Genomic DNA, 15,111 nt, shown 5'->3' on the forward strand with positions numbered 1-15,111 from the left:
AGGCTGCTAGCAGCACCGACCAGAGGCCGCACCATGCTCGCTAAACCCACCCGGTTGTTCTATACGGACTCGGCCAACACCCCCTTGGGTACGTATTTGGCGGGGTCCTCCCCACAACCCAACGCCTTCACGCCCTTTGGCCTGCCACCGCCGGCCTACACCCACGCGCTGGGCCTGGCCGCCCAGCCTCTCGGCGGCCCTGGCGGGTTGTACCTGCTAGGCAGCCGTGGTTACGCCCCGGCATCGCTGCGCTTTCTGAACCCCGACCCGCTGTTCCTGGCGAGAGAAGAGGGGCTGAACAGCTACGCCTATGGCACGGCAGACCCGATAACCTTCAGCGGTCTCTCGGCCCAGGTGCCGGGGTAACGGAGCATTTCGCGTACCCGCCCCCATCACCCTTGAGCCCAGGCAATCGGCCGAGGCTCAAACCCTCCGCCGGCCCCCGCGTTTACCGGCGATAAACCACGGCAGCGTTCAACCGTCCTCCACGCCAGGCTCAGCGGTCTGGCCGTTGGCGCTCTCTATAGGTGGGTGTTTCCTGATACACACGGCCAAACCCATCCCTGACCCACCGCGCACAATTCTGGCAAGGCGATGTGATGGTATTTGCCGAGTTGAACGTGACTAACGTGAAATGTTTTGGGTTGTGCCCACGCGCCCTCAGCTCCAGCCAAACCTTCGCCTCGGCGCAGGTCTCGAAGGCGCGGCTGCCTCCAGTGGGCAACGCGGATGGCGTCAGCCCCTGCCAGGGAAGCTCCGGCGCAAGTTCGTCGAGATAGCGCGCGAACGGGTTGCTGGCGCTTGCGGCCGAGTTGACCGCGTAGCTACTGCCTCGAACGACGCGAGGCCCATCCAAGGCCGCGGCCATCATTCGGTCTTTTAGCTCCGGTTTTTGGTTCGCTAGCCTATGAACCAAACGCCTGATGTTCTTGGCTTTGATCGGAAGTAACATGGCTTCAGTGCTCCAGCGTTAGCAGGTGTACCCGCCACTATAGAAGCCAAGCGGCGGCGCAGGGGATGCCTTATCGCGCCGCGCCGGGGGTTTTCCTGGGTAGCCTGGCTGTAAAAGCCGGTTCGTTCAGCCTTTCACGCCCCAAATCTGCGCCAGGCTGGTCAGCAGCGAGCCACTGGTGCCCTGCTGCCCCAGGTATTGCAGGATCACTGGCGCGAACTGGCTGACCATCCCGCTGTTCATGCCCAGTTGGCCGAAGGCGTTGTTCACATCCCCCGTAGACTGCACATTGCCCAGCGCGCTGTTCAGCGCGGTGCCGTTGCCGGCTTGCCCCAGCAACCCAGACAACCCGCTCACGCCACCCAGCGCGTTGGCGCCGGCCAGTTGGTCAAGGCCTGGGACCTTTTGCGTCAGCTCTGTGTACTGGCCCGCGCTGAGCTTGTTCTTCGCCAGGCCCAGCATGGCGCCGGTGCCGCCCACGGCTTGCTCGGGGGTCACGTTCAGTTGCGTGCCCAGGGTATTGAGCAGCCCGGCGGCCTTTGGCGGGGCAGTGACCGCGGCGCCGTTCTGGTTGCCGTTCTGCAGGGTGGAGGCGGCATTGACCGCATCGTTGAGGTTGAAGGCCAGGGCGGGGCTGCCCAGCAGGGCCAGGGTGGCAGCGAGGGTAAGGCGGTTCATGGCGGTGTGTCTCCAGCTAAATGTGGCGTTGGAGGCTACACAGGGGGCAATGTTCCTTAGGGGATGGGGTTTTTCACCTGCGGGGCACTGGCCGCCCCCCACTGGGCAGTTCACAACAACCCGTGGAGGCCGGCTGTGCCGGGCGAAGGGCCTTAGGCCGCGCTGAACAGCTTGTGCGGGTCGATCACAAACTTCTTCGGCACGCCGGCATCGAACTCGCCGTAGCCTTGCGGGGCCTGGTCGAGGCTGATCACCTGCACGCCCACTACTTCGGCGATGTTGATGCGGTCCCACATGATCGCCTGCATCAGCTGGCGGTTGTACTTCATCACCGGCGTTTGCCCGGTGTGGAAGCTGTGGGATTTCGCCCAGCCCAGGCCGAAGCGGATGCTCAGGCTGCCGATCTTGGCGGCGGCGTCGATGGCGCCTGGGTCTTCGGTAACGTACAGCCCGGGGATGCCGATCTTGCCGGCCACCCGCACCACTTGCATCAACGAGTTGAGCACGGTGGCCGGGGCTTCGCTCTGGGCGCCGGCATGGCCGTGGCCACGGGCTTCGAAGCCCACGGCGTCGATTGCGCAGTCCACTTCTGGCTCGCCCAGCAGGTTGGCGATCTGCTCATGCAGGGGGGTGTCTTGCGACAGGTCGGCAATCTCGAAGCCCTGGGCCTTGGCGTGGGCCAGGCGGGTGGGGTTCACGTCGCCGACGATCACCACCGCCGCGCCCAGCAGGCGCGCCGAAGCCGCGGCCGCCAGGCCGACCGGGCCGGCACCGGCCACGTACACGCTGCTGCCCGGGCCGACCCCGGCGGTCACGGCGCCGTGGTAACCGGTGGGGAGGATGTCAGACAAACACGTGAGGTCGCGGATCTTCTCCATGGCCTTGTCGCGGTTCGGCAGCTTCAGCAGGTTGAAGTCCGCGTACGGCACCAGTACGTATTCGGCCTGGCCGCCGGTCCAGTCGCCCATGTCGACATAGCCGTAGGCGCCACCGGCGCGGGCGGGGTTGACGGTCAGGCACACGCCGGTGTGCTGTTCCTTGCAGGAACGGCAACGGCCGCACGCCACGTTGAAGGGTACCGAGACCAGGTCGCCGATCTTCAGGTGTTCGACGTCCGAACCCTTTTCGATGACTTCACCGGTGATTTCATGGCCAAGCACAAGGCCGACCTGGGCAGTGGTACGGCCACGGACCATGTGCTGGTCAGAGCCGCAAATATTGGTGGAAACGACACGCAGGATCACACCATGCTCGATCTTGCGGCCGCGCGGGTCTTGCATTTTCGGGTAAGGGATCGTTTGCACCTCGACCTTGCCGGTCCCCTGGTACACCACACCGCGATTGCCAGACATGCTTTTACCTCGCTTCTTGTTGTTGTTGTTGAAAAAAGACGCCAGTGGCAAGCTTCAAGCCGCAAGAGGCTCGCAGCGCCTGGAGCTTCTGCTTCTGCCTCTACTTGCCGCTTACCGCTTGCTCCTTGCTCTTGCCCTCCTACAGCACCACCGTGCGGTTCGCGTTGAGGAACACCCGGCGCTCGATGTGGTAACCCACCGCGCGCGCCAAGGTCAGGCATTCAATGTCGCGCCCCTTGGCGATGAGGTCTTCGGGGTAGTGGCTGTGGTCCACCACCTCCACGCCCTGGGCGATGATCGGGCCTTCGTCCAGGTCGTTGTTGATGTAGTGCGCCGTGGCGCCGACCATCTTCACCCCTTTGTTGTAGGCCTGGTGGTAGGGTTTGGCACCCTTGAACCCCGGCAGCAACGAGTGGTGGATGTTGATCGCCCAGCCGTCGAGGCGGCGGCACAGCTCGGGCGAGAGCACCTGCATGTAGCGCGCGAGGATCACCAGCTCGGCCCCGGTCTGCTCGATCACCTCGATCACCCGGCGCTCCTGCGCGGGTTTGTCGATCGGGTCGAGCGGGAAGTGGTGGTAAGGGATTGCGTGCCAGCGTGCCAGCGGTTCCAGGTCGGGGTGGTTGCTCACCACCGCGACCACGTCCATGGCCAGTTGGCCGATACGCTGGCGGTAGAGAAGGTCGTTCAGGCAATGGTCGGCCTTGGAGACCATGATCACCACCTTCGGCCGGTACTGCGGTGGCACCAGTTCGAAGGCCATTTCAAAGCCTGCCCCGCGCTCGGCCAGGCCGGCGCGGAACTGCGCCTCGTCGAACGCCTGGGGCTGGCGGAACTCCACGCGAATGAAGAAGCGCCCGCTCAGGCGGTCGTCGAAGGAGTGGTGCTCGGTAACGTAGCAGCCCTGCTCGTACAGGTAGCGGGTGACCGCGTCCACCGTACCCAGCCGGCTGGGGCAGTCGGCTGTGAGAATCCAGGTATCCGGGGCGCGGCTCATGGTCAGCTCCTTATTCGGCGATCGCCAGGCCGTATTCGGCGGCGGCGTCTTGCAGCCACAGCCACCAGTAGTCGGCGAAGCTGCGGCGGATCAGCAGTTCCCAGGTGTCTTCGCCGGTACGGCGGATCACCAACTGCGACTTGGCGAACACCGTGCCCACGGCCTTGCCGACCGGGAAGTTGTTCGGGTGTACATCATAGCTGGTGGATTTTTTCAGCACGTCGCGCACGTTCGGGCCGGTCAATTCGAGCAGGCTTTGCCCGCCGCTGACGTTGACCACCTGAATGTGCTGGCCGGCCAAGGCGTCGCGCAGGGCTTGCTCGAGGGCCAGCTCCTGGCCACGCGGGCAGATCAGCAGGAACTCGTCCGGGCCCAGCCATTGCAGCGACAGCTCGCCATTGCTGACCACCGTGAGGGCGGCCGGCAGTTCCAGGCCCAGGGCCTTGTGCACGCCACCGCTGAAAGCGGCGTCGTGGCTGTCACCGCGCAGGGTGAGGTGGCCGAGCAGTTGTTTGTGGCGCAGGGTCACGCCTGCGTTCTTGCGGCCTTTGCCGACCAGGCTGGGCAGGTCGGCGTGGTGCAGCGGCGACTCGACTTTGACGTCGGCGGCCGGGCGCTGCTGGTAAACATTGGCTGTGGTCATCTTTGCACCTTGAGCAATTCGTGGAACCTGCGTGGCCGCCCCCCAGGGCGGCCACGGCGGCCGGGCTTAAACGTTCTGCCGTTCGTTTTTCGGGTCGACGAACACCGACGAGCAGATTTCTGCCTCGACGAAGCTGCCATCGACCAACGGCGCCCACACCTTCTCACCCATGCGCTTCAAGCCACCCTTGACCACGGCCAGGGCGAACGAACGGCCCAGGGTCGCGCTCATGTAGCTGGAGGTCACGTGGCCGACCATGTCCATCGGGATCGACTGTTTCGGGTCGAACACCAGTTGCGCGCCTTCCGGCAGGACCTTGTTCGGGTCGGTAGGTTTCAGGCCCACCAGTTGCTTGCGGTTCTCGCGCAGCGGGTCTTCGCGGTTCATCCCGCGCCAGCCGATCCACGAGAACGGCTTGGTGCGGCCCACGGCCCAGCCCATGTTGAGGTCATCGGCGGTGACCGAGCCGTCGGTGTCCTGGCCAACGATGATGAAGCCCTTCTCGGCCCGCAGCACGTGCATGGTTTCGGTGCCGTAGGGGGTCAGGTTGTACTGCTTGCCGGCTTCGGCGATTTTTTCCAGCACGCCCATGGCGTAGTCGGCCTGGATGTTCACCTCGTAGCTCAGCTCACCGGTGAAGGAAATCCGGAACACCCGCGCCGGCACACCGCCGACCAGGCCTTCTTTCCAGGTCATGAACGGGAAAGCGTCTTTATCCAGGTCGATGCCTTCGGTCACTTCGGCCAGCAGCTTGCGGCTGTTGGGGCCGGAGAGGGTCAGGGTGGCCCAGTGGTCGGTGACCGAGGTGAACCACACTTTCAGCTCAGGCCACTCGGTCTGATGGTACAGCTCGAGCCACTGCAGTACGCGCGCGGCGCCGCCGGTGGTGGTGGTCATCAGGAAGTGATTGTCGGCCAGGCAGGCGGTCACACCGTCGTCGAAGACCATGCCGTCTTCCTTGCACATCAGGCCGTAACGGGCCTTGCCGACGTCGAGCTTGGTCCAGGCGTTGGTGTACACGCGGTTGAGGAACTCACGGGCGTCCGGGCCCTGAATGTCGATCTTGCCCAGGGTCGAGGCGTCGAGCAGGCCCACGCTGTCGCGCACGGCCTTGCACTCACGGGCCACGGCGGCGTGCAGGTCTTCGCCACGCTTGGGGAAGTACCACGGGCGCTTCCACTGGCCGACGTCTTCGAACTCGGCGCCATTGCGCACATGCCAGGCATGCAGCGCGGTGAAGCGCACCGGCTCGAAGATGTGCCCGCAGTGGCGGCCAGCCACGGCCCCGAAGGTCACCGGGGTGTAGTTGGGGCGGAACATCGTGGTGCCCATCTGGGTGATGGAAATCCCACGGCTGCGCGCCGCGATGGCCAGGCCGTTGATGTTGCTCAGCTTGCCCTGGTCGGTACCGAAGCCCAGCGCGGTGTAGCGTTTCACGTGCTCGACCGACTCGAAGCCCTCGCGGGTGGCCAGTTCGATGGCCGCGGCGGTGACGTCGTTTTGCTGATCGACGAACTGCTTCGGCGCGCGCGCGGTGCCTTTGTCGTGGGGCACCTGGAACAGCGCCAGGGTGGCCTCTTCAGGCTTGGCCAGCACTTTCGGCAGGGTGCCTTCAACGATCTTGAAGCCGGTTTCAGCGGCCATGCGGGCGCCGCCTTCAAAGCCGTCAGCCAGGGCATCGGCCAGGCTGAACACGCCGTTCACGCCACCGACGCACACGCGTTTTTGCGGGGCATCGCCGGGTACGAAGGCGAGGATGTCTTCACGCCAGACCGGCTTGCCGCCCAGGTGCGAGGCCAGGTGAACCACCGGGCTGTAGCCGCCAGAGCTGCCGATCAGGTCGCAGTCGAGCCATTCGCCGTTGCTGGTGACCTTCATCGCCTTGGGGTCGATCGCCGCCACCCGGGCCGCGCTCACGCGCTTGGTGCCACGGGCTTCGATCACCGCGCTGCCGGTGAGGATGCGCACGCCACGGGCGCGGGCTTCTTCGACCAGGGCGCCACGCGGGTTGCTGCGGGCGTCGGCCACGGCCACCACTTGCAGGCCGGCGTCGATCCAATCGAGCACAACGCGATAGGCGTGGTCGTTGTTGGTCGACAGCACCAGTTTTTTGCCCGGTGCCACGCCGTAGCGGCGCACGTACACCGAGATGGCGCCGGCGAGCATGTTGCCCGGCACGTCGTTGTTGCCGTACACCAGCGGCCGCTCATGGGCGCCAGCGGCCAGCACCACACGGCCGGCGCGCACGCGGTGCACGCGCTGGCGTACCTGGCCGATCGGCGCGCGGTCGCCGAGGTGATCGGTCAGGCGCTGGTGAATGGTCAGGAAGTTGTGGTCGTGGTAGCCGTTCACGGTCGAGCGTGGCAGCAGGGTGACTTCCGGCAGGCTGGCGAGCTCAGCCACCACCTTGGCAACCCATTCGCTGGCGGGGGCGCCGTCGAGGGTTTCGCGGGTGTCGAGCAGGCTGCCGCCGAACTCTTCCTGTTCGTCGGCGAGGATCACCCGGGCACCGCTGCGCGCGGCGGCCAGGGCCGCGGCCAGGCCGGCGGGGCCGGAACCGACCACCAGCACGTCGCAGTGCTGGTTCATGTAGTCGTAGGTGTCGGGGTCGTTCTCAACCGGCGAACGGCCCAGGCCCGCGGCCTTGCGGATGTACTTCTCGTAAGTCATCCAGAAGGACTTGGGGTACATGAAGGTCTTGTAGTAGAAGCCGGGGGGCATCATCTTGCCGCCCACTTTACCCAGGATGCCCATCATGTCGTTGTTGACGTTCGGCCAGCCGTTGGTGCTGCTGGCCACCAGGCCGGCGTACAGCGCCTGCTGGGTGGCGCGCACGTTGGGGATCTGGGTGGCTTCGGTCGAGCCCAACTGCAACACGGCGTTCGGCTCTTCGGCACCGGCGGCGATGATGCCGCGCGGGCGCGAGTACTTGAAGCTGCGGCCGATGATGTCGACGCCGTTGGCGATCAAGGCCGAGGCCAGGGTGTCGCCCTCGAAGCCGGTGTAGCTCTGGCCATTGAAGGTAAAGGCCAGCTTCTTGTTGCGGTCGATACGGCCGCCATTGGACAAACGATTGACTTGGCTCATGCCCTATTCCTCCCGCGCCGCGGCTTCTGGCACTGCGCCAGCCGGCTTGGCGGTCACCGTGGGTTTCTCGCCAATCTTGTAGGTTTCGAAAATCTCGTACGTGACCGTGTCGCGGGTCACGTTGAAGTACTGCCGGCAGCCGGCGACGTGGTCCCACAGTTCGTGGTGGATGCCACGCGGGTTGTCACGGAAGAACATGTAGTCGCCCCATTGCTCGTCGGAGCAGGCGGCGGGGTCCAGCGGGCGCGGAATGTGCGCCTGGCCCGAAGCGTGGAATTCCTCTTCCGAGCGCAGCTCGCCGCAATGAGGACAGAAGATCTGCAACATGAAGGTTTCTCCTGTTAGTGGGCGACGGCGGCAGCGCCGTGTTCGTCGATGAGCGCACCGTTGTGGAAACGGTCGATGGAAAACGGCGCGGCCAGCGGGTGCATTTCACCCTTGGCCAGGCTCGCGGCGAAAACGTTGCCCGAACCCGGGGTGGCCTTGAAGCCGCCGGTGCCCCAACCGCAGTTGAAGAACAGGTTCTTCACCGGGGTTTTCGAGATGATCGGGCAGGCGTCCGGGCAGGTGTCGACGATGCCGCCCCACTGGCGGTTCATGCGCACCCGCGACAGCACCGGGAACATCTCGACGATGGCCTGGATGGTGTGCTCGATCACCGGGTACGAACCGCGCTGGCCGTAGCCGACCCAGCCGTCGATGCCGGCGCCGATCACCAGGTCGCCCTTGTCGGACTGGCTGATGTAGCCGTGCACGGCGTTGGACATGATCACGCTGTCGATGATGGGTTTGATCGGCTCGGACACCAGCGCTTGCAGCGGGTGGGATTCGAGCGGCAGGCGGAACCCCGCCAGGCGCGCCATGTGCCCGGAGTTACCGGCGGTGACCACGCCGACGCGCTTGGCGCCGATGAAGCCCTTGGTGGTTTCAACGCCGATCACGGTGTTGTTTTCCTTGCGGAAGCCGATCACTTCGGTTTCCTGGATCAGGTCGACGCCCAGGGCATCGGCGGCGCGGGCATAGCCCCAGGCCACCGCGTCGTGGCGGGCCACGCCGCCACGGCGCTGAACGGTCGCGCCCAGTACCGGGTAGCGGGTGTTCTTCGAGCAATCCAGGTAGGGGATTTCCGCCGCCACCTGTTCGGTGTTGAGCAACTCGCCATCCACGCCGTTGAGGCGGTTGGCGCTGACCCGGCGCTCGGAGTCGCGGATGTCCTGCAGGGTGTGGCACAGGTTGTACACGCCACGCTGGGAGAACATCACGTTGTAGTTGATGTCCTGGCTGAGGCCTTCCCAGAGCTTCATGGCGTGCTCGTAGAGCTTGGCCGATTCGTCCCACAGGTAGTTCGAGCGCACGATGGTGGTGTTGCGCGCGGTGTTACCGCCGCCCAGCCAGCCCTTCTCGACCACTGCCACGTTAGTGATGCCATGTTCCTTGGCCAGGTAATAAGCCGTGGCCAGGCCATGGCCGCCACCGCCCACGATCACCACGTCGTAGACCTTTTTCGGCACCGGCGTGCGCCACATGCGCTGCCAGTTCTCGTGGTGGCTCAAAGAGTGTTTAAACAGGCCAAAGCCAGAATAACGTTGCATGCTCGCTCTCCAACAGGCTCAGCGGTAAACCGGGAATTCGGCGCACAGGGCCGAGACGCGCTTGGCCACATCGGCCTCTACGTCGGCATCGCCCAGGTTGTCGAGGATGTCGCAAATCCAGCCAGCCAGCTGGGTGCACTGCTCGACCTTGAAGCCACGGCTGGTCACCGCCGGGGTGCCGATGCGCAGGCCCGAGGTCACGAACGGCGATTGCGGGTCGTTCGGCACAGCGTTCTTGTTCACGGTGATGTGAGCGCGGCCCAAGGCGGCGTCGGCGTCTTTGCCGGTCAGGCCCTGGCGGATCAGGCTGACCAGGAACAGGTGGTTCTTGGTGCCGCCGGATACCACATCGTAGCCGCGTTCGACGAACACGCCAGCCATGGCTTCGGCGTTGTCCAGCACCTGCTGCTGGTAGGTCTTGAAGCCTGGCTCCAGCGCTTCCTTGAAGCACACCGCCTTGCCGGCGATCACGTGCATCAGCGGGCCGCCCTGGGCGCCCGGGAACACCGCGGCGTTGAGCTTTTTCTCGATGTCGGCGTTGGCCTTGGCGAGGATCAGGCCGCCACGTGGGCCGCGCAGGGTTTTGTGGGTGGTGGTGGTGACCACATCGGCGAACGGAATCGGGTTCGGGTACAGGCCAGCGGCCACCAGGCCTGCCACGTGGGCCATGTCTACGAACAGCAGCGCGCCAACCTTGTCGGCGATTTCGCGGAAGCGGGCGAAATCGAGAAACTGCGAATAAGCCGAGAAACCGGCGACGATCATTTTCGGCTTGTGCTCAACGGCCAGGCGCTCGACTTCGTTGTAGTCGATCAGGCCTTTTTCATCGATGCCGTACTGCACGGCGTTGTACAGCTTGCCCGACGAGCTGACCTTGGCGCCGTGGGTGAGGTGGCCGCCGTGGGCCAGGCTCATGCCCAGGATGGTGTCGCCGGCTTGCAGCAGGGCCAGGTAAACCGCGGCGTTGGCCGAGGAACCGGAGTGCGGCTGCACGTTGGCGTAATCGGCGCCGAACAGTTGCTTGGCGCGGTCGATGGCCAACTGCTCGACCACGTCGACGTGCTCGCAGCCGCCGTAGTAACGCTTGCCCGGGTAGCCTTCGGCGTACTTGTTGGTCAGGCCGGTGCCCTGGGCCTGCATCACGCGCTGGCTGGTGTAGTTTTCCGAGGCGATCAGCTCGATGTGATCTTCCTGGCGCTGCTCTTCAGCGTTGATGGCGGCCATCAGTTCGTCATCGTAGCCCTGGATCTGGTCTTGCTTGCTGAACATCGCGGATCTCCCCGGTAGCGCGTGTGGCGCCTGTTGTATAGGCAGGCCGGAAAGTTCCCGGCCCTTTGCGGCGATGTTAGGCCCAGCCCATGGCTGCCAGATGCCTGCCCGCGCCACGCAACGGTGCATTTACGACATTCTGCTGCGGCGCCGGCGACGGGGCCTTCCCGAGGCCTGGGCCAAAGCGCTCGCGCCCAGTAATGGCGGGCGCTGGGGGGCTGGTGGTGAGTTTTTTCGAAGCGGCGGTGCTGGGCAAAAGCGACAGGGGTATCCGCCAAAAAGCGACATGGGCGCCGCGTTGATCGCCCGGCACAGCCGTCATGCTGTTCACTTAAGCCATTGCAGGGCTTCATGGAGGGGATCAATCTGTGAACTCTGCTGACTCCGCGCATGAGCTTCAGGGCCCATCGCCCGGCGCAGCCGGCCTCCCACGGGTTCGATGCTGCCCGGCAAATCAAGTACTTACACAAGTCTGGTGGGAGGCCGTGATCCGGCACTCCGGCCACGCCGGGTGAAGGGCCCATCCCCCTAAGCAAAATTAGCTACCATAGGCCATCGCCGCGCCCGCCTTGGCGCGGCCTGTCGAACAACAGGAAAAGGCCTTCATGACAGACAACAGCCAGCAGTTCGCCAGCGACAACTACTCCGGCATTTGCCCCGAAGCCTGGGCGGCGATGGAAGACGCCAACCGTGGCCACCAGCGCGCCTACGGCGACGATGAATGGACCGCCCGCGCCGCGGACCGCTTCCGCCAGTTGTTCGAAACCGACTGCGAAGTGTTCTTCGCCTTCAACGGCACCGCCGCCAACTCCCTAGCCCTGGCCGCGCTGTGCCAGAGCTATCACAGCGTGATCTGCTCGGAGAGCGCGCACGTTGAAACCGACGAATGCGGCGCCCCGGAGTTTTTCTCCAACGGTTCCAAGCTGTTGGTGGCGCCGTCGGTGCAGGGCAAGCTGACGCCCGAGGCGATCCGCGAAGTGGCGGTCAAGCGCCAGGACATCCACTACCCCAAGCCGCGGGTGGTCACCCTTACCCAATCCACCGAAGTCGGCACCGTATACCGCCCCGCCGAGCTGCAAGCGATCAGCGCCACCTGCAAGGAGCTCGGCCTGCACCTGCACATGGACGGCGCGCGCTTCGCCAATGCGTGCGCCTCGCTGGGCGTAAGCCCAGCCGAGCTGACCTGGAAAGCCGGGGTCGATGTACTGTGCTTTGGCGGCACCAAGAACGGCATGGCGGTGGGCGAGGCGATCCTGTTCTTCCGCCGCGACCTGGCTGAAGACTTCGACTACCGCTGCAAGCAGGCCGGGCAGTTGGCGTCGAAGATGCGCTTTTTGTCTGCGCCCTGGGTCGGGCTGCTCGAAGGCGACGCCTGGCTGCGCTACGGCGACCACGCCAACCAGTGCGCGCGGTTGCTGGCGCAATCCATCGAAGACGTGGCCGGCGTGGAGCTGATGTTCCCGGTGGAAGCCAACGGGGTGTTCCTGCGCATGCCGCCCGCGGCCATCGAGGCGCTGCGCCAGCGTGGCTGGCGCTTCTATACCTTCATCGGCGGCGCGGCGCGCTTCATGTGCGCCTGGGACACCCAACCCGAGCGCGTGCGCGAGCTGGCGGCGGACATTCGCGCGGTGATGGCCGCGGGCTGATCACAAGCGGAAGCCGCCCATTTGCCGGGCCAGGTCCTGGGCCAGCCCGGCCAAGGCCTGGCATTGCGCTTGGCAGCGCTGCACGTCGCTGGCGGTATCGCGGGCGAGGTCGGAAATACCCTGCACATTACGGTTGATGTCTTCGGTCACGGCGCTCTGTTGCTCGGTAGCCGTGGCTACTTGGGCGTTCATGTCGCTGATGCGTTCTACCTGGCTGCCGATCTGCCCTAACGAGGCACCGGTGCGCTGGCTGGCGGCGACCCCAGTGCCCGTCGCGGCCTGGCCGGCCTGCATCCGCCCCACTGCGTTCTGCGCACCCTGCTTGAGCTGGGCAATGATCTGCTGGATTTCATCGGTCGAGCCCTGGGTGCGCTGCGCCAGGGTGCGTACTTCATCGGCCACCACCGCGAAGCCGCGGCCCATTTCGCCGGCTCGGGCAGCTTCGATCGCGGCATTGAGCGCCAACAGGTTGGTTTGCTCCGACACCCCGCGGATCACCGCGAGCACTTGGTCGATCGTCGCGACCTGGCCCGCCAACGCTTGCACCGCCTCGGCGGCCGTACCGATCTCGCGAGACATTCCGTCGATGTGACCTATCGCCTGCTCTACTTCCTGCCCGGCGTGGCGCGCTTCGCCGCGCGCCACCTGGGAGGCCTCGGCGGCCTGGGCGGCGTTGCGGGCGATTTCCTGCACGGTCAGGCCCATCTCATGCACAGCGGTGGCCACTCGGTCGGTCATGTCTTGCTGGCTCAGTGAGCGCGAGTGGGTGGCGTCAATGGCCTGGGCTACCTCGCCGGCGGCGCCACGCAGCCGCTCGCTGGTGGCAAGCACTTCACCGATCAGGCCTCGCTGGCTCTCGACGAAGCGGTTGAAGCCCGCCGCCAGGGCACCGAGCTCGTCGGCGCGGTTCACCGGCAGGCGCCGGGTAAGGTCGCCGGCGCCGCCGCCAATTTCGACCAGCGCTGCGGTCACCTGGCGGATTGGCCGCACCCACGAACGCGCTAGCCACACCACCAGCAGCAGGCACACCAACGCCACACTCAGGCCAATGCCGCCGGTCAGCCACATCGCTTGGCGCGCTTGGGCGAATACCTCGGCCTCGGGCACTTCAGCGACCAGGGTCCAGTTCAATTCGCGCAGGGGTTGGGCCAAGGCCAGATAGCCCTCACCGTTACGCTCGAAACGCGCCTGGGCCGCCGCGCCCCTACCCAGCAAGGCCGCGGCCGCCGGGGCACCGAGCAAGTCGGCCAACTGCCGCTTGCCACCCAAGGCTGCCTCGGGGTGCACCTGTACCAGGCCGTCGTTGCGTACCAGGTACACGCGCCCGCCTTCACCGAAGCGGTAGCGTTCGATCAAATCACTCAAGGCGCTCAGGCTCAGCCCCAAGCCGGCAACGCCCAGGGTTTTACCCGCCTGCTGCACGCGCAGGTCGATGAACAACGTCAGCGCGCCGGTGCCGGTATCGTTATCGATGTTCAGGGTGCGCGGCTGGCCACTGTCGAGAAAACCGTAGAACCAAGCGTCTTGCGCAGCGCTACGGCTGAGCGTGCGCTCCAGGCCTTTTTCGCTGTAGTAATGGTTGCTTTGGGCACCGGCGATGATCGCCGTGAACGCCTGATGCTGGCTACGGACGCCGTCGAGGTAACGGTAGAAAGCCGGTGCCTGCGCACTGTTTTCGCCCTCGGCGAGCCAACTTTGCACCAGGCTATTGCCGGCGACGTCGGCCGCAGCGGTAAGCGGGCCACTGAGCAGCCGTTCGATATCGTTACGCGTCGCCTCGACACTGGCCGGCAAGGCGGTGCCCACCAGGTAGCGCTCCGCTAGCCGGTTGACCACCGCCGTGTAGATACCGACCACCACCAACAGGCTGAGCAGCAACGCCCCGCCCATGCCGAGGATCAACTGCCATTGAATACTGCGCCGCCAGAACAACATGGTGAACCCTCAAGGTGTAATACCCCCAGCACTGCAACTGCCGTGCCGACTGTATACAACTTAAGGTTAAGGCTAGGACAATACGCCAAGCGGCGTGGCTTCAATCCTTGCCCAGCGTGCGCGCCAAGTTCTCCACCGTGGCATCCACCTGCCCTTGGGCCTGCTCCAGCACCTGTTCATGGGCCTGGCGGGCCTCGATCAGCTGCGAGCACAGGTTCATGGCCGTCAGCACCAGCAGGCGGTCGCCGACCAGGGTCGGGAACTGGCGCTTGGTGGTGGCGAGGGTTTGTTGCAGCATTTCAGCCGCCTGCAACAGGGTTTGCTCGCCGCCGGGCGGGGCCTTGAGGGTGTAGTCGTGGTCGAGGATGGTAACGACTTCAGTGCGCTCGTAGCGGTCGGTCATGCCGTGGCCATCCCAGGTGAGGCGCGTTCGATCAGCGCCTGGATACGCGCCGCCATGGCGCCTTGCTGCTCTTCTTGTTCCAGCAGCGACAATTGCAGCGTGTCGTTTTCTTCCCGGGCCTTGGCCAGTTCGGCGTTCAGCGAGCCATTGGCTTCGCCCAAACGGCGGTTTTGTTCGACCAGTTCGTTGACCAGGCTTTCAAGGTGACTCAGAGACGCTTCCAACATTTTGATTTCTCAAGCTTTTATAGTGGTACAGGCAGATGCTTACGATACTCCGCGCACTTGCCTTGGGCCAGTGAAGTTCTGACAGACACATCCGAAGCATATGTAGGAAATTTCCTATCAAGCCCGCCTGTTCAACGCTCGCCCATGGACTGTGGATCCGCCACGATGTTCCCCGGCCCCAGCAACAATGGACAAGCGGTGCATAGCGAAACGGTGGCAAAAGGTCGCAGTGGCCTAAAGTACGGCCGGCGCCGTCCGATAGCCATTGGGATTTCTCTATTCTTCGCACGGATGCGCCATTAGACCTTCAGGTGCTGCCTCATCATGTCC

Annotated in this window: 13 protein-coding genes and 1 pseudogene; 2 read left to right on the top strand and 12 right to left on the bottom strand. The window is 65.0% G+C overall.

Features of this window, described 5'->3' with window-relative positions; genetic code table 11:
* The first annotated feature begins 33 nt into the window (after positions 1-33).
* Positions 34-366: an RHS repeat-associated core domain-containing protein gene (locus ACFZCE_RS02835; protein ID WP_390935868.1), complete on the top strand. Its 333-nt coding sequence runs from the start codon at positions 34-36 to the stop codon at positions 364-366.
* 712 nt (positions 367-1,078) lie between these two features.
* On the opposite strand, the gene ACFZCE_RS02840 is transcribed toward ACFZCE_RS02835, so the two are convergent.
* The 8 genes from ACFZCE_RS02840 to glyA all read right to left on the bottom strand — a co-directional run bounded on the left by ACFZCE_RS02840 (position 1,079) and on the right by glyA (position 10,570).
* Complete coding sequence (locus tag ACFZCE_RS02840) at positions 1,079-1,630, bottom strand: DUF2780 domain-containing protein (RefSeq protein ID WP_390935870.1); 552 nt, start codon at positions 1,628-1,630, stop codon at positions 1,079-1,081.
* Positions 1,631-1,782: 152 nt separating this feature from the next.
* Entirely contained in the window at positions 1,783-2,982 is a 1,200-nt protein-coding gene (gene fdhA / locus ACFZCE_RS02845) for a formaldehyde dehydrogenase, glutathione-independent (RefSeq protein WP_390935872.1), read from the bottom strand.
* Positions 2,983-3,121: 139 nt separating this feature from the next.
* Complete coding sequence (gene purU, locus ACFZCE_RS02850) at positions 3,122-3,979, bottom strand: formyltetrahydrofolate deformylase (RefSeq protein ID WP_390935873.1); 858 nt, start codon at positions 3,977-3,979, stop codon at positions 3,122-3,124.
* Between the two features lie 10 nt (positions 3,980-3,989).
* Positions 3,990-4,622 carry a sarcosine oxidase subunit gamma family protein gene (locus ACFZCE_RS02855; RefSeq protein ID WP_390935874.1) on the bottom strand — a complete coding sequence of 211 codons (633 nt, stop codon included), beginning with the start codon at positions 4,620-4,622 and terminating at the stop codon, positions 3,990-3,992.
* Between the two features lie 66 nt (positions 4,623-4,688).
* Positions 4,689-7,709 (bottom strand): sarcosine oxidase subunit alpha family protein, encoded by a 3,021-nt coding sequence (locus ACFZCE_RS02860; RefSeq protein ID WP_390935875.1) that lies wholly within the window; start codon positions 7,707-7,709, stop codon positions 4,689-4,691.
* 3 nt (positions 7,710-7,712) lie between these two features.
* On the bottom strand, positions 7,713-8,036 hold the full coding sequence (locus ACFZCE_RS02865) for a sarcosine oxidase subunit delta family protein (RefSeq protein WP_390935876.1): 324 nt from the start codon (positions 8,034-8,036) through the stop codon (positions 7,713-7,715).
* A gap of 14 nt (positions 8,037-8,050) precedes the next feature.
* Entirely contained in the window at positions 8,051-9,301 is a 1,251-nt protein-coding gene (locus ACFZCE_RS02870) for a sarcosine oxidase subunit beta family protein (RefSeq protein ID WP_390935878.1), read from the bottom strand.
* Positions 9,302-9,319: 18 nt separating this feature from the next.
* Complete coding sequence (gene glyA, locus ACFZCE_RS02875) at positions 9,320-10,570, bottom strand: serine hydroxymethyltransferase (protein ID WP_390935880.1); 1,251 nt, start codon at positions 10,568-10,570, stop codon at positions 9,320-9,322.
* A gap of 605 nt (positions 10,571-11,175) precedes the next feature.
* On the opposite strand from glyA, the gene ACFZCE_RS02880 reads away from it, so the two are divergent.
* Entirely contained in the window at positions 11,176-12,216 is a 1,041-nt protein-coding gene (locus tag ACFZCE_RS02880) for a beta-eliminating lyase-related protein (RefSeq protein ID WP_390935882.1), read from the top strand.
* On the opposite strand, the gene ACFZCE_RS02885 is transcribed toward ACFZCE_RS02880, so the two are convergent.
* The 4 genes and pseudogenes from ACFZCE_RS02885 to ACFZCE_RS02900 all read right to left on the bottom strand — a co-directional run bounded on the left by ACFZCE_RS02885 (position 12,217) and on the right by ACFZCE_RS02900 (position 14,781).
* Complete coding sequence (locus ACFZCE_RS02885) at positions 12,217-12,954, bottom strand: methyl-accepting chemotaxis protein (protein ID WP_390936438.1); 738 nt, start codon at positions 12,952-12,954, stop codon at positions 12,217-12,219.
* Between the two features lie 126 nt (positions 12,955-13,080).
* A pseudogene (locus ACFZCE_RS02890) lies at positions 13,081-14,151 on the bottom strand (cache domain-containing protein); the annotation flags it as partial.
* A gap of 100 nt (positions 14,152-14,251) precedes the next feature.
* On the bottom strand, positions 14,252-14,554 hold the full coding sequence (locus tag ACFZCE_RS02895) for a cell division protein ZapA (RefSeq protein ID WP_390935884.1): 303 nt from the start codon (positions 14,552-14,554) through the stop codon (positions 14,252-14,254).
* Positions 14,551-14,781: a hypothetical protein gene (locus tag ACFZCE_RS02900; RefSeq protein WP_390935886.1), complete on the bottom strand. Its 231-nt coding sequence runs from the start codon at positions 14,779-14,781 to the stop codon at positions 14,551-14,553. The genes ACFZCE_RS02895 and ACFZCE_RS02900 overlap by 4 nt, the downstream gene beginning before the upstream one ends.
* Between the last annotated feature and the right edge of the window lie 330 nt (positions 14,782-15,111).

Source organism: Pseudomonas sp. NPDC007930, assembly GCF_042958985.1.
Lineage (GTDB): Bacteria > Pseudomonadota > Gammaproteobacteria > Pseudomonadales > Pseudomonadaceae > Aquipseudomonas.